We start from the raw sequence: 19,320 nt of genomic DNA on the forward strand, positions 1-19,320 counted from the left end.
GGTTCACTCCGCGGGGCGGGGCTTCAGCGGGCAGGTATCGCTGATCTTAATAAATTTGTCGTTATAGACCAGATAGTGGTTCCCCGGCTGGCGCAGCGCCGGCTGGCGAACCACGTCCCCGGGACGCAGATACCACGCGTCCCCCTCCTCTTCGGTCGAATCGCATCCTGGCTTAATCAGCAGCTTAAACCAGGTATTGCCGGTATTGCTCACCGTCCCGGCCACCTTATCGAAAGACCATTTAAACTGCACCTCGCGCGGGCGCACCACCAGAATGGTATCCATCACCACCACCGGCTCCATGCTGACCTCGCCGCCGGTCGGGCCGCGCCTCGTCAGGTTGCGGGTGGGGATTTCGCGAAACGAGACCCGATAATAGCGCTCGCGATTGTCCCGCGGGCCATGATAGTAAAATTTGAAGTATTCGCTCTCCCCGGCCTGCAGCGCCAGCTGACGGGGGGCGAACAGCAGCTCGCCATCCACCGGCCGGGAGCGCACTTCGCTGCCGCCCGGGCGATCGATGGCGCTGACGGCGATGCGGTATAGCCGCGCGCTTTTATTGTTGTTCACCACCCGTTTGCTGGCGAAATCCGCTTCAGCCGGCAGGGAAAAGGTCAGGTTGCCGACCGAGATAGCCTGCGCCAGCGGAGCCACCAGCAGGCAGCCCACCGTCAGCAGGGCCTTAGTTAATGTTGCGCCACGTCGCCTGGACATGAATCTCTCCTGAAGCGCTGACTTCGCCAAACCAGCCGTTATCGTCTACCGTCCGCAGCGAAATGGCGTTATCCATCGGAATCGAGAATTTCACCGTGGTCTTATCCATCTGCCCCACTTCGCCGGAGATATCGGTCCGCGGCGTGGTCAGCCACAGCGCATCGGTCATATCCCGCCAGCTGTCATCGCACCCGGCGTCGTAGGTCTGCGTCGCGCCGCTGCGGGTGATAAAAGAGAGCGTCGCCGGGAACGGCACTTTCGCCGTACCGTCATCGGAGCTAAAGAGACAGTAGGAGCGCCCGCCAATCACCTGCGCCGGTCCGGTCACTTTGATCAGCACTTCGTCGGCGGCCGTTTTACCGCTGGTGGTGACGATGTAGCCGAAATCGAGCGCCGGTTCGCCGCTGCCGACATCCCCCTCCCGCGACGGCGCCGAGGTATATTCGTCGGAGATAATGCTGATGCTGAAATCACGGGGCTTGATAATCAGCGTGTTGGAGGTGGAAAACTCATACCAGCCTGACTCCGGCGAGGTGGTGTTCTGGAAGCGAAAGTTGAACAGATCCTTGGTATTGATATCGCTGATCCCGAGATTCACCATCTGCTTAAAGAAGTTGCTGGAGAAGAACACATAGATCGCGTCTGAGCTCTTCATCTCGTTGAAGGTGTAGTAATAGGCAGTATTGCTCACCGGCTTCCATGAGCTGCCGTTGAGGCTGAACTGCATATCGTACGCCCCGACGGCCGAGGCCAGCGACGAGTTGGCGATCGCCGGGAAAATATGGATCGAGGTGTTGCTTAACCCATTGGTCTGCAAGGTATAGTTGACCATCTTACAGCTTAATCCTGAGCGGCTGCCGATGGTCTGCGTCCGGCAGTCGGCGTTCCCTTCCCCGAGCGTCGGCACGCCATCGCTGTTGATAAACACCTCCGCCAGCGAGTGGGTGTTTATCAACCGCAGGCTCGCGGCTTTGGTGTGGGTGACGTTGCGCACATACCAGTTGCCGGAGGCCTGATCCTTACAGCGCGCGCCGCTGCTGGCGTCGTAGTTCACCGAGGTCTGGCAGGCATTGATGGTCATCGTGAAGCTGCCGCCGACCGGCATCTGTTGCAGATACTGATAGAAGGCGTCCGACATCATACCGTGCATCCACTTCGCACCGCCGCTGGTCACCGTCGCGCCATAGAACCCGCTGGCGTCGGTGGTTTGCGGCAGGATCAGACTGGTGGCCATATCGCACCCGGCGTACCAGTTGATGCAGCGCAGGCCGGTTAAGGGGTGCGAAACCGGCGAGTTTTCCAGCCACATATCAAACTTCCAGTTGGCATTGAGCCCGGTGTTGTAGCCGTTATCGATATAGCCGAGACTCTGCTGATAGATGGTCCCGGAGCCGGTGTATTTTAAGCCGGTCCAGCGGTTGGCGCCGGTCATGCGCGGATCCAGCGCCCCGCCGGGGGTGACGAAAAAGTTGTCGTCGGAGTTGTTTTCCACAAACACAAACTCGCGCGCCGGCGCATCCGACCACGTGGTCTTCGACACCGCCGCCCTGAGCGCGGCCGCCGGCCAGAGCAGCGCGAGGATCGCCAGGGCGATTAAGGGGTTAACTTTCATTCTCTTCTCCTGTCTGCTGCGCCGCCGCCCACGACGAGAGGCCGCTGCAAACCACATCCCCCACCCAGACGGCGCCGCGCGCCTGGCTGAGCTCCAGCGCCACTTCGCAGGTTTTATTGCCGCCGTAGCTGAAATCGATCGTGGGGTATTTCTTATCCACATCCATGACGAACTCGCCGTTTTCATCGGTGCGGGTACGGCCGATATGGTTGTTAATCCGCGCATTCGCCAGCAGCGTGCCGTCTTCCGCCCGAATACGACCGGAGACGGTGACCATCTGCTTCACCTCAGGCTCAATCACCGCCACGTTGCCGGGATAGAGGGTCAGATGACTCTTGCGCCCGCTGACGATGTCGTAACTGTCGAGCGAGTTTTTGCTGTTTTGCAGCTCCACCTCATAGCGGCCATAGGGTGAGAGCGGCAGATAGTTACGCTTGCCGCTGAGCGGGAAGATCCGCCCGTTGACCCTGGCGCTGATCTGACCGTCATCCTCCAGCCCGGTGTTGAAGATCACCCCGGCGTTGCCGTCGGTTCGTCCGCTGGCGGCGATGTTTTTGCCCTGCCAGCCGACGCTGCCGCTGGCGGTGAGGTTGGTGTTGACGTAGCCGTCCGCCGCGCTGTTGACGTTCAGCGTGCCGCTGGCGTAGCGGGCGTCGAACTGGGCATACGCCCCGCCGCTGAGGGTTTTGTCATCCCCGGTATCGCCGGAGATGGCCCGCGACAGATTGGCGCCGATGGTGCGAATGGTGCCTTCATCAAACTGCTTGCGCGCTGAGAGGTTAGCCATGGTGTAGCCGTTCTGATGGGTCATCCCGGCGCTGAACCAGTTGCCCAGCGGCAGCGACAGATCGAGGGCGATATATTTCCCGGTGTTGGCGCTGCTGTCGCCATTGTTATAGCGCTGGATCCCCGCCCGCAGGCCGAGCGAGCCAAAGGCGCCGCTGTAGACCGTCTGATAGTAATCCGCGGTGTAGTAATGGCTGTTGTAGCGACGGTCATCGTTGTAGCTGACGCTGAACGTCCCCAGCTTCGACCACAGCGCGTTGAGGTTGAGGGTGCCGCCGATCGCCCGGTTGTCAGCATCGCTGCGCCGCAACTGATCGCCAATGCGGGTTCTCTCCTGGTTGACCCACACTGAACTAAAGCCCCCCGGCAGCGTGGCGCTGATGCTGCCGACGCTGCTCCACGAGCTGTCGCTGGCCAGCATATTTTGCAGGTTAACGTTGATCGACTCGCCCAGCGGCAGCGTCAGGCGGGTTTCTCCCACCGCCTGGTTGTCGTAGCCATAGCCCGTTGCCGCCCAGCTCAGGGTGCTGAGCGACCCGGAGGCCGAGAGGCCCGCCAGCCAGCTCTCTTTCGCCGGCCGGGTCTTTTTCCCGCTCTCCGACCAGCGATCCATATGAAAACTGCCGCCCCACACCTGCCACGCCAGCGGCGCGCCGGCGCCGCGTCCCCGGCTGAACAGCTTATTGACCCGCTGGGTGCGTTTGCTGACCACCCGCCCGTTGACGATCACCTCGACCTCCACGTCGTAAATACCGTACGGCAGGCCGCGGGTATCCACTTCATGGTTCCCCATGGCGAAGTTCTGGACGCTCAGCAACCGGCCGTCACGGGTGAGATGCACCTCGCCCGCCGCCGGCAGAAAGGCGATCACCGGCGTGGCGGACTGGCTGTTGTCGAAGACGGTGGAGCTGGCCTGGTTCCCCCAGGAAAGGCCGTAAATCTTGCCCGCCGAAATAGCGGTCATCGGCCCCAGGGACTGCAGGTTCCAGGTGTCAAGCATCCCGCCGGCAAAGCGGTGGCCGGCGAAATCGCGTTCATACATGGCCTTATATAATTCACTGTCCTGCTGACCGCTGCCGATCCCGTACAGTGAGCCGTCGAGCACCACATGATGCTCACGCAGCGCCGTGACGTTGTTCAGCGACAGATAGCTGGAGGTGTTGCTCCCGCCGTTGCGCATCTGGTTGTTATAGACGCCGAGGTTATAGCTCAGGTTGCTGCTGAGGGCGTTGACGCTCGACTGGCCGATGTCTTCGCTGCGCGAGCGCAGCACGGTGCCCAGCGCCTCGCGCTTGACCACCAGCTGCAGCAGCAGCTGGCGCAGGCTGAGATCCAGCTGCGCGCTGTCGGTCAGCGTGATGGTGAGCGCCTCGCTGAACGGGGCGTTGGCGAGGCCAGTCAGCTGCTGGCGGGTCTGTTCGCTGACGCTGGCGTTACCCTCATTGTCCTCCAGCCGGATCTGCCGAACGCGCAGCTGGCCGCCGTCCAGCCAGATAAAGGCGCTGCCGATCCGCTGATCGTCCCGGGTGTCCTGGCTACCGGCAAGATGAATATAGAGAGGAACGCTCATGCCGTCCTGCAGCGCCTGGCTGAAGGCCTGCGGAATAATCACCCCGCCAATCTGCTGCGCCCCTGGGGCAGCCGCGCTGGCGTCGGGCTGAACGAACAAAAAAAACATGCCGAAGGCAAGCCGTGTTTTCAGTCCTGGGGAAATCCGTTGTAGAGGCATCGTCGTTATCCATCTGCACAGCTGTCTATTTCACGGGAACAAACTGCTCACCCTGCCAAAGCGCAACCCGTCCTTTTTTATCCGCCGTGTCCACGCGCGTAAAACGGCGTGATTTACCCGGCATCAGGTAGTAGTTCTCTTTACACTCCTTACCCTCGGCGGCCTTCAGGCAAGGGCCGTAGGCGAGGATCCGCAGCGTCGCGTTCCCGGTGTTGGTCAGGGAGCCGTTGGCGTACTGAAAGCGGTAGTTCACCTGCCGGGGCGCCACCACCAGGATGGTGCCGATGCGGGCGGAAGCGGTGGCCACCGCGCTGCGGGTGGCGTTATCGCGCTGGGCATCGCTGAGCGCCTGGTCGAACCAGACAATGCGGTAGTAGCGCTCTTTGTCATCCGCCGGGCCTTTGTAGAAGAAGCGGATCACATCGCTGGCCTGAGCGGGTAGCAGCAGGCTGGCGGGAGTGAGCAGCACCTCGTCCGGTTTATCCATCGGGATAACCTGTCCGTCATCCAGCGGGGAAGAGAGCCGTTCGAGATGGATATTGATCAGCCGGCCGCTGTCGGTGCTGTTCTTGATCGTTTTGCTCAGCGTGCTGCTGCCGCTGTTCATAAAAGATGAGATATCGCCGACATCCAGCGCCTGCGCCGGCGACACTCCGGCAAACAGCAGCCCGAGGGCAAGAAGGTGCTTTTTCATAACAATTCCGTCCGTGAAAAAAGCAGGGGGAGCCCCCCCTGCTGGTGCATCAGAAGGATCAGCTGGTCCAGGTGGCGTCGAACTGTACGCTAACGTCGCCGCTCCAGATCCCTTCCGGCAGGGTGCTGTAATCGGTCACGGCGGTGGTGCCGTCAGTGGTGCCGCTGATGATAGAGAAGGTGAAACCATCCTGCGCGGTGGTGCGACCGCTGGCGTTGTAGCCATTAGCCAGCGCGCTGAGGTTGCCGCCCAGAATGTTGTTGGCGGTATCGATCATCACGGTATCACCGGTTTTTTCCACCGCTGCGCCGTTATAATCCACGCCCACGCTCAGCGTGGAGCCGGAGGTATCCAGCTGGGTTAAGGTGTTGGTGATAAGACGCGAGGTCAGCTTAAAGGCGGTCGCCGTTGCGTCACCCTCAATTGCCACGTCAAACAGACCTTTCTGTGAGTTAAAACCTTTCACGCCTTCGGCATACTGGAACGCCAGGCTGCCGAGCGGGGTGACGACCAGTTTGCTGGTGGTGTCTTTTTTGGCGGTCGCAGACCAGGTCGCTACAGCCTGAGCCGTTACGTCAGCAGCCTGCGCCACACCCATACCGGTAAACGCCGTTACCAGAGCTATTGCCAGAACCTTTTTTTTCATCGCTTTTTCTTCCTGAGTTGAATTAAGGACATGATGTCCCGGTGAACCATTCAAAAATTAACTTGCCTGGGTGTTACTGAACTAACTTATATATTTTGGAATACAGCTTGGCCTCAGCATTGCGCCGATGGGTATACACTGTCTTCACGCTACAATTTTCAATTCTGGCGATCGATTTCGGCTGCATGCCCTGGGCGGTCATGCGGATAATTTTCATTTCCCGGTCTGTAATTTTATCTTTCTTAATATCTTTACGGAGAAACCTGCCATTAATCACATAGGCCAGCTCTTTTCGAATATCGCGACTCAGGCCAACATATACCACGCCGCGAATATCGCTATTGTAATACCAGTAATTCGCTAAGGCCTCTGACTTTCTGGCCGCAATTAATACGACCTGTTTCCCCTTTACCGCGGATAGCCATTCGCTGTCGCGCCTGATAAATTCGTTTAACGAAGCCGTATTGAGATTGATAAACACGAAATCTCTTCTGATTTTCTCTAGCGACAGATAAATTAATTCGTCGATATCTACAATCAGTTCGGATAATCCTTTATAGAAGTAGGAGTCATGGGCAGACCAAATATACTTATCGGAACAGCTTTTATATTCCATATAGTTTTTAACCTCATAGTCCTTGAAGTAATCATTTTTACAACGTCACTGCTTGCCAGGCCTATAAAGTTAACTGGCGTATTCCATTCCTTTAATAAATCGCCATTAAATAAGACACGCATCACCTATCAATATTGGATAAGCGGGGTTAAACTATAATTATTTTCTGCTTGGCGTTGAATTTAAGTTTTTTCCTATAGAGTGTCAACATGCGGAAAGGCAATGAATTTCGCGCCCAGGTCAATATTTACAAAAACTGAAAATATCGTTTTTTTGAGGAAAGAAAAAAGACATTTATTTTCATAAGGTTATTGGCAATATTACCGTCGACTCTTAGCTGAATTTTATATTACCCAGGATCTTCACCCCATTATGTTAGGAATATTCTTAATGGAGGGCAGAATGAAGTTGTCGAATAAACCAAATTTATTAAAAAATAAAGAATATAAATCCAAAAAGAAGCAACAACCAGGATGATTCACCAACACATAAGACTCATGAATAGATTAACCTGCCGCACAAAATAGTTATGTATATGTTAATATCTGGGGAATGTTGAATGCTAAACAAAGGCAGACGCATTATCTATTCGATATAACAGTTCTCATCAGCAAGATTAAGCGAAGATTGACGAGGGTTCCGGCCGTCAAGGGGCGCCTGTCTCCGCGCCCCCGAAAGCATAGCCGCTTTTCGGCGCTTCGCCAGCGCGCCACGCGCGCGCGGGTGGACCGCTCACCGCCGCCCTTTCCCGCCTGTTCACGGTTTGTTCGCAATACCGTCATCGAAATTTCACATAAAGACCTATTAATAGTGGCCAGTTAATGACGAACCTGGACACTCTTATGAACAGCTCTCTTGCCGCGGTGGCCGAAACTGATTTCCAGCCGTTCACCGATCTCAATGCCGGCCGGCAGCGGAAGGTCTTAAGCGTGCGTAACCTGAGTAAAGCCTACGAGGCTCAGCACAAGGTGCTGGACGGCATCAGCTTTGATCTGCACGCCGGTGAAATGGTCGGGGTTATTGGTCGCTCCGGCGCCGGTAAATCGACGCTCCTGCATGTTCTCAATGGCACCCACAGCGCCAGCGGCGGCGAAATTCTTAGCTACCCGGAAGTCGGTACCCCGCACGATGTCTCCCGGCTGAAAGGCCGCGCGCTCAACGCCTGGCGCAGCCACTGCGGGATGATCTTTCAGGACTTCTGCCTGGTGCCGCGCCTCGACGTGCTCACCAACGTTCTGCTGGGCCGCCTCAGCCAGACTTCAACCCTGAAATCGCTGTTTAAAATCTTTCCCGCAGCCGACCGGGCGCGCGCCATTGCGCTGCTTGAATGGATGAACATGCTGCCGCACGCGCTGCAGCGGGCGGAGAACCTCTCCGGCGGGCAGATGCAGCGGGTGGCGATCTGCCGGGCGCTGATGCAAAACCCCGGGATCTTGCTCGCCGACGAGCCTGTCGCCTCGCTGGATCCGAAAAACACTCAGCGCATCATGGATGTGCTGCGCGAGATTAGCGAGCAGGGCATCAGCGTGATGGTCAACCTGCATTCGGTGGAGCTGGTCAGGTCCTACTGCACCCGGGTTATCGGCGTCGCCAGCGGACAGCTTATTTTTGACGATCACCCCGCCCGGCTGACGCAGGATGTACTGCAGCAGCTGTACGGCGATGACGTTAGCCAATTGCATTAATTTCACTCACACGGGCAACATAATGAAAAAATATATGACTGGCGCAGTTCGTTTATCCGCAATGGTCGCGGGCATGATGATGGCATGGCAGGCAGCGGCGGCGCAGCCGAAAGAGCTGAATCTGGGCATTCTCGGCGGCCAGAACGCCACCCAGCAAATCGGCGATAACCAGTGCGTGAAGACCTTCCTCGATAAAGAGCTGAACGTGGATACCAAACTGCGTAACTCTTCCGACTATTCCGGGGTGATTCAGGGTCTGCTGGGGGGTAAAGTCGACGTGGTGCTGAGCATGTCCCCCTCCTCTTACGCCTCGGTTTATCTCAATAACCCGAAAGCGGTGGATATCGTCGGCATCGCCGTGGACGACAAAGATCAGTCTCGCGGCTATCACTCGGTGGTGATTGTCAAAGCCGACTCCCCATATAAAACGCTGGACGATTTAAAAGGCAAAGCCTTTGGCTTCGCCGACCCGGATTCCACTTCCGGGTATCTGATCCCTAACCATGCGTTTAAAGAAAAATTTGGCGGCAACGCCGACAACAAATACAACAACACCTTCTCCAGCGTCACCTTCTCCGGTGGCCACGAGCAGGACATCCTCGGCGTGCTGAATGGCCAGTTCGCGGGGGCGGTGACCTGGGCCTCGATGGTTGGCGATTACAACACCGGCTACACCACCGGCGCGTTCAACCGCCTGATTCGCATGGATCATCCGGATCTGATGAAGCAGATCCGCATTATCTGGCAATCGCCGCTGATCCCGAACGGCCCGATCCTGGTGAGCAATGCGCTGCCGGCGGACTTTAAGGCGAAGGTCGTGGCGGCGGTGAAAAAACTGGATACTGAGGATCACGCCTGCTTTATCAAAGCGATGGGCGGTACGCAGCACATCGGCCCGGGCAGCGTGGCTGATTTCCAGCAGATTATCGATATGAAACGCGAGCTGGTGAGCGCGCGTTAATCCTGCCTCAACGCCGCCGGCTTGCCCCGAGGTGAGCGGCGGCGCTACGTTGAAGATCCCCGACGCATGAAGACGACCCACATCGAATTTGAACGCTATTACCAGCAGATACGCTCGCGGCAAAAACGCGATGCCGTCTGCTGGTCGCTGCTGTTGCTGGCGCTCTATTTTGCCGCCGGCAGCGCCGCGGAATTTAATCTGCTGACTATCTGGCACTCGCTGCCCCACTTCCTGGACTATATGGCAGAGACCATTCCGCCCCTGAGCGCCGGCAACCTGTTCGCCGACGTGCAGACCAAAGGGTCGCTGGCCTGGTGGGGCTATCGCCTGCCGATCCAGCTGCCGCTGATCTGGGAAACCCTGCAGCTGGCGCTGGCCTCAACCCTGGTGGCGGTCGCCATTGCCACGGTTTTCGCGTTTCTCGCCGCCAATAACGCCTGGTCCCCGGCGCCGGTGCGCTTTGCCATTCGCGTGCTGGTGGCGTTTTTGCGCACCATGCCCGAGCTGGCGTGGGCGGTGATCTTTGTGATGGCGTTCGGCATCGGCGCGATCCCGGGCTTTCTGGCGCTCATGCTGCATACCGTCGGCAGTCTGACCAAACTGTTCTACGAGGCGGTGGAAAGCGCGCAAAACAAACCGGTACGCGGCCTGGCGGCTTGCGGCGCATCGCCGCTGCAGAAAATTCGCTTCGCCCTGTGGCCGCAGGTGAAACCGCTGTTTCTCTCCTACGGTTTTATGCGGCTTGAAATCAACTTCCGCTCGTCGACCATTCTCGGGCTGGTGGGCGCGGGCGGCATCGGCCAGGAGCTGATGACCAACATCAAGCTCGACCGTTACGATCAGGTGAGCATCACCCTGTTGCTGATCATTCTGGTGGTGTCGGCGCTGGACATGCTGTCCGGTCGTCTGCGCCTGTGGGTACTGGAGGGTAAGAAATGATCGTCTGGCACATGCAACCGGATATCGCCGCCAGCCGTCGGCAGCATAAACAGCTCTATCAGGTCCAGGGGCGCTACCTGCGCTACGTCGGGCTGGTGGCGCTGGCCTGCATGCTCTATTACGTCTGGTTTTTTATGCAGTTCGGCATCAGCGGCGAACAGCTGACCACCGGCCTGCAGCAGATTGGCCGCTATCTGGCGCGGATGTTCGTCTGGCACGACTTCTGGAACTGGCCGTTTGGCTATTACTTCACGCAAATCGGCATTACCCTGGCTATCGTCTTCGCCGGGACGCTCACCGCCACGGTGCTGGCGCTGCTGCTCTCCTTCTTCGCCGCCCGCAACATCATGCGCGGCGTGGTGCTGGGGACCCTCGCCCTGCTGATGCGCCGCCTGTTTGATGTGCTGCGCGGGATCGACATGGCTATCTGGGGGCTGATTTTCGTGCGCGCGGTAGGCCTCGGGCCGCTGGCCGGGGTGCTGGCGATCATCATGCAGGACACCGGTCTGCTGGGACGGCTGTACGCGGAAGGACACGAAGCCGTGGACCGCTCCCCCGGGCGCGGGCTGACCGCCGTGGGCGCGAACGGCCTGCAAAAGCATCGTTTTGGTATTTTTACCCAGTCGTTCCCGACCTTCCTCGCGCTGAGCCTGTACCAGATTGAATCCAACACCCGCTCCGCGGCGGTGCTGGGCTTCGTCGGCGCCGGCGGTATCGGGCTTATCTATGCCGAGAATATGCGCCTGTGGAACTGGGATGTGGTGATGTTTATCACGCTGCTGCTGGTGGCGGTGGTGATGATCATGGACACCCTCTCCGCCTGGCTGCGCCGTCGCTATATCGGCGGCGCCGTAGTGCCGCTGTATCAGAAGGAACGCTAGCGCGCCTTTGTGCCGGGTGGCGGCTGCGCCTTACCCGGCCTGGAAGTTCCTCTCACAGGCTCACACCCCGTATGCCCGTGCAAGCGCAGCGCCGCCGGGCAAGATATCAGGCACGGTATCCTTGATTTCGCCGGGTGGCGGCTGCGCCTTACCCGGCCTGGAGGATCCTCTCACAGGTTCACACCCCGTAGGCCCGTGCAAGCGCAGCGCCACCGGGAATAATCAGGCACGGTACCCGTGGTGTTGCCGGGTGGCGGCTGCGCCTTACCCGGCCTACGTTCTTACGACCTGTCGTTAATTTATTCACCATTGTTGCTGAAACTGCCGGTGCTGACGGCCTCAAAATCGCTGAGACGTTCCCGGAAGGCCGGGGCAGCCCGCATGGATGCGGGCTGAGGGCCGTGTTTTGCACGGACGCTGCCTCGGCCCGACCCGAAGCCTGCAGGGATAAGTCGAAGGGACCGCGCAGCGGCGATTTTGCTGGCCGGAGCCCGGGGGTACAGGGGGCGGCGGCGACTGGCCGCCCCCTGTGCGCTCCCTGCGCCATGAGAGACATAACGCAGAAGACGAACCGGGAGCGCAAACTACGCTGAAGCCACAGATAACATAAACAACCACACGGCAGTGCTTCCCCTCTCCAGGAAACAGTCCGGCTGGCGTTCAGGCCCGCGCAAACGCAGCGCCGCCGGGCAATGACCGCCGGCACGAAGCCGCCTTTATGCCGGATGGCGGCTCACGCCTTATCCGGCCTACAACGACTGAACCCGCAGAAACATTTATCCGCTCCGCTATTCCAGCCGCCAGCTCAGTCTGTAGGCCCGCGCAAGCGCAGCGCCGCCGGGCAACGACCGCCGGCACGAAGCCGCCTTTATGCCGGATGGCGGCTCACGCCTTGCCCGGCCGACAACGACTGAACCCGCAGAAACATTTATCCGCTCCGCTATTCCAGCCGCCAGCTCAGCACCGGCCAGCCATATCCGGCACCGGCCGCCTGCAGCTGCGGACAGGGATTGACCAGCCGCACGCGATCCGCATGCAGGCACAGCGGCAGATCGTTAATGGAATCGGTGTAAAAAGTCACCTCGCCGTCATACTGCGGATGCGCCTCGCGCCACTGCGCCAGACGCGCCACCTTTCCCTGCTGATAGCTGGGGATCCCGGCAATCTCCCCGCTGTAGCCGCCGTCGACCATCGCCACGTCAATGCCCAGCGCCTGCTCAATCTCCAGCGCGGCGGCCACCGCCTGCACCAGCAGACTAACCGAGGCGGAGATAATCAGCATCGGCTCCCCCTCGGCCCGCAGACGACGAATCAGTTCCCACGCCTGCGGATAGACCCGGGGCAGGATCGCCTCGCGCACGCAGCGGGCCACCAGCGCGTCTACGTCCGATTTCGGTATTCCGGCCAGCGGCGCCTGGATCAGGGCCACATAATCGGCGATATTCATCTCTCCCCGGTCATAATCCGCCATCAGCCGCGCCTCGCGGGCAAGATACCCCTTCTGCGTCGCCAGCCCTTCGCGAACCATAAACTGGCTCCAGATCGTACTGCTATCGCCCTGTATCAGGGTGTTATCGAGATCGAAAATCGTCAGCGTGTTGCCCATGGTACCTTCCCTTACTGGTCAAAATAAGCTGCCGGGAGCATGCGTAAAAAAGATGACAGGAAAATGAACCGGACGCCACCGCGCCCGGCTCGCCGTCAGCCGGCGCGGACCTTGCCGGTGCGGAACACCAGCACGATCCCGCCGACGATCGCCACCATACCGACCATCGCCGCCGCCGGCAGACGATTGCCCAGCAGCAGATAATCCAGTAGCGCCGTGATCGCTGGCACCAGATAAAAGAGGCTGGTGACATTGACGATATTCCCCGCGCTCAGCAGACGGTACAGCAGCAGCTGGGCGACCACCGAAATCAGCAGCCCGAGAAACAGCACCGGAATAATCAACCCGGCGTTAACGGTAAACCGGAAGCCGCTGACCGGGGCGATCAACAGGCACAGCCCCAGACTAACGGCATACTGCAGCGGCAGGACATCCGCCGGCGACTGACGGCTGCGCTTTTGCCACAGCGCGCCAAAGGTCATCAGCAGCAGAGCCGCCAGCGCAAACAGGATCCCTGTCATCGCCATGGGCGACGCCGCCAGGCTGCGCCACACCAGCAGCACCAGCCCCGCCAGGGCAATCAGCAGCCCCAACAGCCGCCGCCCCTGCAGGCGGCGCTCCACCACGCAAAGCGTAAGGATGGGCTGGATCCCCATGATGGTGGCGATAAGCCCCGGCGTCACGCCGTTGGCCATCGCCTCGAAGTAACAGACCGAATAGCCGCCAATCAGCATCAGGCCGGTGGCCGCTGTCTGCAGGCGAGTGCCCGGCGCGGGCAGCCAGCGTCGACGGGCGATGGCCAGCGGCGCCAGCGCTGCCAGGGCAACCAGAAAACGAAAGACCAGCAGCGCCATCGGCGAGGCGTTGTCCAGTCCCCAGCGGGTGAAAATGGCCGCGCTGCCCCACAGCAGCACAAAGGTGGCCGTTGTCGCCTGCGAGGCAAGCAGAGAATAGCGAACGTGCATAGCATGCTCCCGAACGTCAAACACAAGGTATCAAGCGTCATACCGGCAGGTAAGCGCCTGGAAAGACGGCGTTAAGCGCCGAAAACAACCCGGTCTGGAGGGGGAGGCGGTGGGCAGAGCGTGGCGAAGCAATAATGAGGCGCAGACGTCATCCACCCCGCGTCGAAAGCGGCGCCGGGTAAAGTCTCGGCGGCGATGGCGTTATGCCTCATGGAATGCCTCGTGAGATATTGATGACAGAATCCTGGCACAGACTGTTGCGAAGTGACAACTGCCCTTTATGGCTGATCCATCCCATCGTTGTTTATTTTTAATCGTAAATAAACGTAAAGGCGGCATCAGCTTATTTAGCCGTTCTTTTTAATCGGCTATAAAACAAAGCAGTCTGCTTGCTACTTCGAAAATAACGATATGAAGCCAAAACTGAAGCATGCTCTCTTGTTAATTCCTTTTTTGTTGTTGGCAGGATGCTCCTCCTCACCGAAACAGGCAAAACACACAAAATCTCATGCGGATATGACCATTGATAGCGGATCGGACGATCTGATCCCGGTGGTGGCGGCCCTGCATGACCAGATGCACACCTGGCAGGGAACCCCCTATGAATGGGGCGGGACTGAACAAAGCGGCGTCGACTGCTCGGGTTTCGTCTGGCGCACGCTGAAGGATCGCTTTAACCTGCCGATGGAGCGGATCACCACCCGTGAGCTGTTGCACATGGGCGTGCGGGTCAATAAGCGCGATTTACGTCCCGGCGATCTGGTTTTCTTCCGCACCCGGGCCGGGATGCACGTTGGCTTTTACGATACCGATCATAATTTCCTTCACGCCTCGAGCAGCCAGGGCGTGATGCGCTCTTCGCTGGACAACCCTTACTGGGAGTCGGCGTTCTATCAGGCGCGCCGTCTGCCGAAGGAGTATAACGCGCAGATCACCATGAACAGCGACACCCTGCATCTGGCGAAGAACCGCCGCTAAAAAAAAGCCGCAGCCTGGGCTGCGGCGGGTGGTTCTGAAGTTGATCAGAACTGGTAGGTCATGCCCAGCGCGACGATGTCGTCATCGTTGATGCCGAGTTTGTTATCGCTTTTCAGCTGGTTGATTTTGTAATCCACGAAGGCGTTCATGTTTTTGTTGAAGTAGTAGGTCAGGCCCACGTCAATGTAGTTAACCAGATCTTCACTCCCCACCCCTTCGATATCCTTCCCTTTCGACAGCACATAGCCGAGGGACGGACGCAGACCGAAGTCGAACTGATACTGCGCCACCGCTTCAAAGTTCTGCGCTTTGTTGGCAAAGCCGCCGCTGATCGGGGTCATCTTGCGGGTTTCAGAGTACATGGTCGCCAGATAGATGTTGTTGGCGTCATATTTCAGGCCGGTCGCCCAGGCTTCCGCTTTCGAACCCTGACCGCGAGCCAGCAGGTTCTGATCGTTGGTACGGTCGGAGCTGGTGTAGGCCGCGCTGACGGCGAAGTCGCTGCCGCCGAAGTCATAGCTTAACGAGGTGCCGACGCCGTCGCCGTTCTGTTTCTTCGCTTCACGACCTTCGTTTTTACCCTGGTACTGCAGGGTCATATCCAGGCCATCCACCAGACCGAAGAAGTCGGTGTTGCGGTAGGTCGCCAGACCGCTGGCGCGCTTGGTCATAAAGTTATCGGTCTGAGCAGAGGAATCGCCGCCGAATTCCGGGAACATATCGGTCCAGGCTTCCACGTCGTACAGGGCGCCAAGGTTACGACCGTAGTCGAAGGAGCCGTAGTTCTTCAGCTTCAGCCCGGCGAACGCCAGACGAGTCTTCTGGCTGGAGTCGCTCTCGGTTTTGTTACCGGAGAATTCAGATTCCCAACGGCCATAGCCGGTCAGGTCTTCGTTAATCTGCGTTTCGCCTTTAATACCGAAACGCACGTAGGTCTGATCGCCATCCTTGCTGTCATAGTCGCTGAAGTAATGCATGGCTTTGATCTTGCCGTACACATCCAGCTTGTTCGCGTTCTTATTATAAACTTCCGCTGCCTGCGTCGCCGTTGAAGCCACAAAGCCCATCATCATTAATGCCAGAGTACTCTTTTTCATTATTCAGTCCTGGTGATTTATTTATACGCGCTATTCAATTGCGGGCGCTCGCCCATCAAAAACAGGAGGTTTTTTAACGCCGGGAGATTAAATATTTATGACAAGGTGGAACTTTTTATAAAAAAGCGTATTTAAATGTATCTGACATATTTTTGTCATACTCCCTCTCCAGAATGCCCGATCCCGCGCAATAAAATGGCGCGCCCGCCGCCCCGGGTGTTGGCAAGCGGGCCGACTCCTGCTACAACATCAGCTCGATATCGATATTCCTTTTGAACGGCAGAGAATCATGAGTGAAAGCCAGACGCTGGTGGTAAAACTGGGCACCAGTGTTTTAACAGGCGGGTCCCGTCGCCTGAACCGCGCCCATATCGTCGAGCTCGTGCGCCAGTGCGCACAGCTGCACGCCATGGGACACCGTATTGTCATCGTGACCTCCGGGGCCATTGCCGCGGGGCGCGAGCACCTTGGTTACCCGGAACTGCCCGCCACCATCGCCTCCAAGCAGTTGCTGGCGGCGGTGGGACAAAGCCGTCTGATCCAGCTGTGGGAACAGCTGTTTTCTATCTATGGCATTCACGTTGGCCAGATGCTGCTGACCCGCGCCGACATGGAAGACAGAGAACGGTTCCTCAACGCCCGCGACACCTTGCGCGCCCTGCTGGATAACAGCATCGTCCCGGTCATTAACGAAAACGACGCCGTCGCCACCGCGGAAATCAAAGTGGGCGATAACGACAATCTCTCCGCGCTGGCCGCGATCCTCGCCGGGGCGGATAAGCTGCTGCTGTTAACCGACCAGCCTGGCCTGTTCACCGCCGACCCGCGCAGCAACCCACAGGCGGAGCTGATTAAAGACGTCTACGGCATCGACGACGCGCTGCGCGCCATCGCCGGCGACAGCGTCTCCGGACTCGGCACCGGCGGCATGGGCACCAAGCTGCAGGCCGCGGACGTCGCCTGCCGCGCGGGGATTGATACCATTATCGCCGCCGGCAACCGCCCGGACGTCATCGGCCACGCGATGGAAGGCCTGCCGGTAGGCACCTGCTTCCACGCGCAGGAGTCTCCGCTGGAGAACCGTAAGCGCTGGATCTTCGGCGCCCCGCCGGCCGGTGAACTGACCGTCGATGCGGGCGCGACCCAGGCGATCCTCGAACGAGGCAGCTCGCTGCTGCCAAAAGGCATCAAAATCGTCAGCGGCAACTTCTCCCGCGGCGAAGTGATCCGCATCCGCAATAGCGAAGGACGCGATATCGCGCACGGCGTCAGCCGCTACAACAGCGACGCGCTGCGCCTTATCGCCGGCCAGCACTCGCAGCAAATCGATGCCATTCTGGGCTACGAATACGGCCCGGTGGCCGTCCACCGCGATGATATGATCATCCGTTAAGGAGCTGAAAATGCTGGAACAAATGGGCATTGCCGCCAAAGCGGCCTCCTGGCAGCTGGCGTTACTCTCCAGCCGGGAAAAGAACCAGGTACTGGAAAAGATCGCCGATTATCTGGAAGCGCAGACCGACGATATTCTGCGCGCCAACGCGGAAGATTTAGCGGAAGCTCGCGCCAATGGTCTGAGTGAAGCGATGCTCGATCGCCTTGCGCTGACCCCGGCGCGTCTGAGCGGCATCGCCAGCGATGTGCGCCAGGTGTGCAATCTGGCCGACCCGGTCGGCCAGGTGATCGACGGCGGGCTGCTGGACAGCGGTCTGCGTATTGAACGTCGCCGCGTCCCGCTGGGGGTGATTGGCGTGATTTATGAAGCGCGTCCCAATGTGACGGTCGACGTCGCCTCCCTGTGCCTGAAAACCGGTAACGCGGCGATCCTGCGTGGCGGGAAAGAGACCTGGCGCACCAACGCCGCCACGGTGAAGGTGATCCAGCAGGCGCTGCAGGAGTGCGGTCTGCCGGCCGCCGCGGTACAGGCCATTGAGAGCCCGGATCGTGCGCTGGTGGGGGAAATGCTGAAGATGGATAAATACATCGATATGCTGATCCCCCGCGGCGGCGCGGGCCTGCACAAGCTGTGCCGCGAGCAGTCAACGATCCCGGTGATCACCGGCGGGATTGGCGTGTGCCATATCTTCGTTGATGAAACCGCCGAGATCGCCCCTGCGCTGAAGATCATTGTCAACGCCAAGACCCAGCGGCCGAGCACCTGCAATACCGTGGAAACGCTGCTGGTACACCGCAACATCGCCGACACCTTCCTGCCGGCGTTAAGCAAGCAGATGGCCGAGAGCGGCGTCACCCTGCACGCCGCCCCCTCCGCCCTGCCCGCGCTGCAAAACGGCCCAGCGAAGGTCGAGCCGGTGAAAGCGGAGCAGTATGACGACGAGTATCTGTCGCTGGATCTGAACGTCAAAGTCGTGGCCGATATGGATGAGGCTATCGCCCATATCCGCGAGCATGGCACCCAGCACTCCGACGCCATCCTGACCCGTACCCTGCGTAACGCCAACCGCTTTATCAATGAAGTGGACTCTTCCGCCGTCTACGTGAACGCCTCCACGCGCTTCACCGACGGCGGCCAGTTCGGCCTCGGCGCGGAGGTGGCAGTTAGCACCCAGAAGCTGCACGCCCGCGGCCCGATGGGGCTGGAAGCGTTAACCACTTATAAGTGGATTGGTTTCGGCGACGATACCATTCGTGCGTAAATGAGAACGGGCGATGCAAAAATAGGCAGTTGATTCCACTGACTATTGACGCATCGCCCGCTAAGTTCTAACCTTTTGCCTCGTGATTCACGCTCGTGAACACCTCTTGCAGGGCCGATATAGCTCAGTTGGTAGAGCAGCGCATTCGTAATGCGAAGGTCGTAGGTTCGACTCCTATTATCGGCACTCACACAACAAAATCCATTAAAAACAACCAATTAAAGAGTGTTTCTCTCTCAAGTTACGATCTTCTTTTAAGGGATTCTATGACCAACAGTTGCCGCTATGGTTAACAGTGGCTATTCAGGGATGTTAGCACGTAGCGGCCTGTAGTTGTAAAGCTCGAACAGGTACAAAGCGTGAACAGTCTACACGAACCGCTATCAACTCGAAGCTAATGACGCTGCCAACGTCTCTAAACCATCCCGAAACAGATTGATCACACGCATTTAAGCCCGATGCCCCTCACTGAGGGATAAACAGGTTTATGGTGATATTGGTACTTGCACACCACATGCAAGCTCTATCAGCGTCTCGCTCACGCTCCGAAAGGTACACGAGCATCCTGATAAGGTGTGATCCCTCTGACAATCTGATGACGTCGCTACGCTCCGCTTGTTGCTGTATCACCAACGGGGCTTTATGGCTTGTATTGTCCAAAATCTGCGCTACGCTACTGTAAGCGCACCCGTTTTAGTTCCACGCACTTTTTGAGATTTCCGGGGTTTCAGCCATCAGCCGGTATTCTTCCGGC

At 58.6% G+C, this 19,320-nt stretch carries 16 protein-coding genes and 1 tRNA gene; 8 read left to right on the forward strand and 9 right to left on the reverse strand.

The annotated features are described in order from the left end of the window. Positions 1-3 precede the first annotated feature (3 nt). The 6 genes from K5R89_RS07435 to K5R89_RS07460 form a co-directional block, all read right to left on the reverse strand. A complete protein-coding gene (locus K5R89_RS07435; protein WP_044521203.1) occupies positions 4-714 on the reverse strand; it encodes a fimbria/pilus periplasmic chaperone in 711 nt (236 codons plus the stop codon). Continuing rightward, the gene (gene ecpD / locus K5R89_RS07440) at positions 683-2,326 is read right to left on the reverse strand and encodes a fimbrial adhesin EcpD (RefSeq protein WP_217259279.1); all 1,644 of its coding nucleotides are present in this window, start codon (positions 2,324-2,326) and stop codon (positions 683-685) included. The genes K5R89_RS07435 and ecpD overlap by 32 nt, the downstream gene beginning before the upstream one ends. Further along, complete coding sequence (locus K5R89_RS07445) at positions 2,316-4,841, reverse strand: fimbrial biogenesis outer membrane usher protein (protein WP_023288547.1); 2,526 nt, start codon at positions 4,839-4,841, stop codon at positions 2,316-2,318. The genes ecpD and K5R89_RS07445 overlap by 11 nt, the downstream gene beginning before the upstream one ends. Before the next feature lie 25 nt (positions 4,842-4,866). Further along, on the reverse strand, positions 4,867-5,535 hold the full coding sequence (locus K5R89_RS07450) for a hypothetical protein (protein WP_072420870.1): 669 nt from the start codon (positions 5,533-5,535) through the stop codon (positions 4,867-4,869). 58 nt (positions 5,536-5,593) lie between these two features. Then, complete coding sequence (gene ecpA / locus K5R89_RS07455) at positions 5,594-6,181, reverse strand: common pilus major fimbrillin subunit EcpA (RefSeq protein WP_023288545.1); 588 nt, start codon at positions 6,179-6,181, stop codon at positions 5,594-5,596. A 73-nt stretch (positions 6,182-6,254) separates the two neighbouring features. Further along, positions 6,255-6,797, reverse strand: coding sequence for a helix-turn-helix transcriptional regulator (locus K5R89_RS07460; RefSeq protein ID WP_023288544.1), 543 nt, complete (start codon positions 6,795-6,797; stop codon positions 6,255-6,257). Positions 6,798-7,639: 842 nt separating this feature from the next. On the opposite strand from K5R89_RS07460, the gene phnC reads away from it, so the two are divergent. The 4 genes from phnC (at position 7,640) to phnE (K5R89_RS07480) (ending at position 11,263) form a co-directional block, all read left to right on the forward strand. Beyond that, complete coding sequence (phnC, locus tag K5R89_RS07465) at positions 7,640-8,482, forward strand: phosphonate ABC transporter ATP-binding protein (RefSeq protein ID WP_110243777.1); 843 nt, start codon at positions 7,640-7,642, stop codon at positions 8,480-8,482. A gap of 22 nt (positions 8,483-8,504) precedes the next feature. Then, positions 8,505-9,443 carry a phosphonate ABC transporter substrate-binding protein gene (gene phnD / locus K5R89_RS07470; RefSeq protein WP_032428601.1) on the forward strand — a complete coding sequence of 313 codons (939 nt, stop codon included), beginning with the start codon at positions 8,505-8,507 and terminating at the stop codon, positions 9,441-9,443. 66 nt (positions 9,444-9,509) lie between these two features. After that, the gene (phnE, locus tag K5R89_RS07475) at positions 9,510-10,382 is read left to right on the forward strand and encodes a phosphonate ABC transporter, permease protein PhnE (RefSeq protein WP_032453208.1); all 873 of its coding nucleotides are present in this window, start codon (positions 9,510-9,512) and stop codon (positions 10,380-10,382) included. Beyond that, positions 10,379-11,263: a phosphonate ABC transporter, permease protein PhnE gene (gene phnE / locus K5R89_RS07480; RefSeq protein WP_217259280.1), complete on the forward strand. Its 885-nt coding sequence runs from the start codon at positions 10,379-10,381 to the stop codon at positions 11,261-11,263. Before phnE (K5R89_RS07475) ends, phnE (K5R89_RS07480) begins: the two co-directional genes overlap by 4 nt. 940 nt (positions 11,264-12,203) lie before the next feature. Here phnE (K5R89_RS07480) and K5R89_RS07485 read toward each other — a convergent pair. Beyond that, positions 12,204-12,869: an HAD family phosphatase gene (locus K5R89_RS07485; protein ID WP_049014147.1), complete on the reverse strand. Its 666-nt coding sequence runs from the start codon at positions 12,867-12,869 to the stop codon at positions 12,204-12,206. 95 nt (positions 12,870-12,964) lie between these two features. Continuing rightward, the gene (locus K5R89_RS07490; protein ID WP_048296798.1) at positions 12,965-13,834 is read right to left on the reverse strand and encodes a DMT family transporter; all 870 of its coding nucleotides are present in this window, start codon (positions 13,832-13,834) and stop codon (positions 12,965-12,967) included. Between the two features lie 411 nt (positions 13,835-14,245). Here K5R89_RS07490 and K5R89_RS07495 point away from each other — a divergent pair, with 411 nt between their 5' ends. Then, on the forward strand, positions 14,246-14,812 hold the full coding sequence (locus K5R89_RS07495) for a C40 family peptidase (RefSeq protein ID WP_032428599.1): 567 nt from the start codon (positions 14,246-14,248) through the stop codon (positions 14,810-14,812). Positions 14,813-14,856: 44 nt separating this feature from the next. On the opposite strand, the gene phoE is transcribed toward K5R89_RS07495, so the two are convergent. After that, positions 14,857-15,909 carry a phosphoporin PhoE gene (gene phoE, locus K5R89_RS07500; RefSeq protein WP_023288537.1) on the reverse strand — a complete coding sequence of 351 codons (1,053 nt, stop codon included), beginning with the start codon at positions 15,907-15,909 and terminating at the stop codon, positions 14,857-14,859. A 289-nt stretch (positions 15,910-16,198) separates the two neighbouring features. Here phoE and proB point away from each other — a divergent pair, with 289 nt between their 5' ends. From proB to K5R89_RS07515, 3 genes are all read left to right on the forward strand, one after another. Then, complete coding sequence (gene proB / locus K5R89_RS07505) at positions 16,199-17,302, forward strand: glutamate 5-kinase (RefSeq protein WP_008805306.1); 1,104 nt, start codon at positions 16,199-16,201, stop codon at positions 17,300-17,302. Positions 17,303-17,312: 10 nt separating this feature from the next. Further along, on the forward strand, positions 17,313-18,566 hold the full coding sequence (gene proA, locus K5R89_RS07510) for a glutamate-5-semialdehyde dehydrogenase (RefSeq protein WP_004147253.1): 1,254 nt from the start codon (positions 17,313-17,315) through the stop codon (positions 18,564-18,566). A 113-nt stretch (positions 18,567-18,679) separates the two neighbouring features. After that, a tRNA-Thr gene (locus K5R89_RS07515) sits at positions 18,680-18,752 on the forward strand. The last annotated feature ends 568 nt before the right edge of the window (positions 18,753-19,320 follow it).

The organism is Klebsiella sp. TF21-TM, assembly GCF_019753495.1.
Classification (GTDB): Bacteria; Pseudomonadota; Gammaproteobacteria; order Enterobacterales; family Enterobacteriaceae; genus Klebsiella; species Klebsiella quasipneumoniae.

What these genes read in the sequence shown, in the direction of transcription:
- phnD (WP_032428601.1), top strand. Translation starts at nt 8,505, where the DNA reads ATGAAAAAATATATGACTGGCGCAGTTCGTTTATCCGCAATGGTCGCG.
- ecpA (WP_023288545.1), bottom strand. Translation starts at nt 6,181, where the DNA reads ATGAAAAAAAAGGTTCTGGCAATAGCTCTGGTAACGGCGTTTACCGGT.
- K5R89_RS07435 (WP_044521203.1), bottom strand. Translation starts at nt 714, where the DNA reads ATGTCCAGGCGACGTGGCGCAACATTAACTAAGGCCCTGCTGACGGTG.
- ecpD (WP_217259279.1), bottom strand. Translation starts at nt 2,326, where the DNA reads ATGAAAGTTAACCCCTTAATCGCCCTGGCGATCCTCGCGCTGCTCTGG.
- phnC (WP_110243777.1), top strand. Translation starts at nt 7,640, where the DNA reads ATGAACAGCTCTCTTGCCGCGGTGGCCGAAACTGATTTCCAGCCGTTC.
- K5R89_RS07460 (WP_023288544.1), bottom strand. Translation starts at nt 6,797, where the DNA reads ATGGAATATAAAAGCTGTTCCGATAAGTATATTTGGTCTGCCCATGAC.
- K5R89_RS07495 (WP_032428599.1), top strand. Translation starts at nt 14,246, where the DNA reads ATGAAGCCAAAACTGAAGCATGCTCTCTTGTTAATTCCTTTTTTGTTG.
- phoE (WP_023288537.1), bottom strand. Translation starts at nt 15,909, where the DNA reads ATGAAAAAGAGTACTCTGGCATTAATGATGATGGGCTTTGTGGCTTCA.
- phnE (WP_217259280.1), top strand. Translation starts at nt 10,379, where the DNA reads ATGATCGTCTGGCACATGCAACCGGATATCGCCGCCAGCCGTCGGCAG.
- K5R89_RS07445 (WP_023288547.1), bottom strand. Translation starts at nt 4,841, where the DNA reads ATGCCTCTACAACGGATTTCCCCAGGACTGAAAACACGGCTTGCCTTC.
- phnE (WP_032453208.1), top strand. Translation starts at nt 9,510, where the DNA reads ATGAAGACGACCCACATCGAATTTGAACGCTATTACCAGCAGATACGC.
- proA (WP_004147253.1), top strand. Translation starts at nt 17,313, where the DNA reads ATGCTGGAACAAATGGGCATTGCCGCCAAAGCGGCCTCCTGGCAGCTG.
- K5R89_RS07450 (WP_072420870.1), bottom strand. Translation starts at nt 5,535, where the DNA reads ATGAAAAAGCACCTTCTTGCCCTCGGGCTGCTGTTTGCCGGAGTGTCG.
- proB (WP_008805306.1), top strand. Translation starts at nt 16,199, where the DNA reads ATGAGTGAAAGCCAGACGCTGGTGGTAAAACTGGGCACCAGTGTTTTA.
- K5R89_RS07485 (WP_049014147.1), bottom strand. Translation starts at nt 12,869, where the DNA reads ATGGGCAACACGCTGACGATTTTCGATCTCGATAACACCCTGATACAG.
- K5R89_RS07490 (WP_048296798.1), bottom strand. Translation starts at nt 13,834, where the DNA reads ATGCACGTTCGCTATTCTCTGCTTGCCTCGCAGGCGACAACGGCCACC.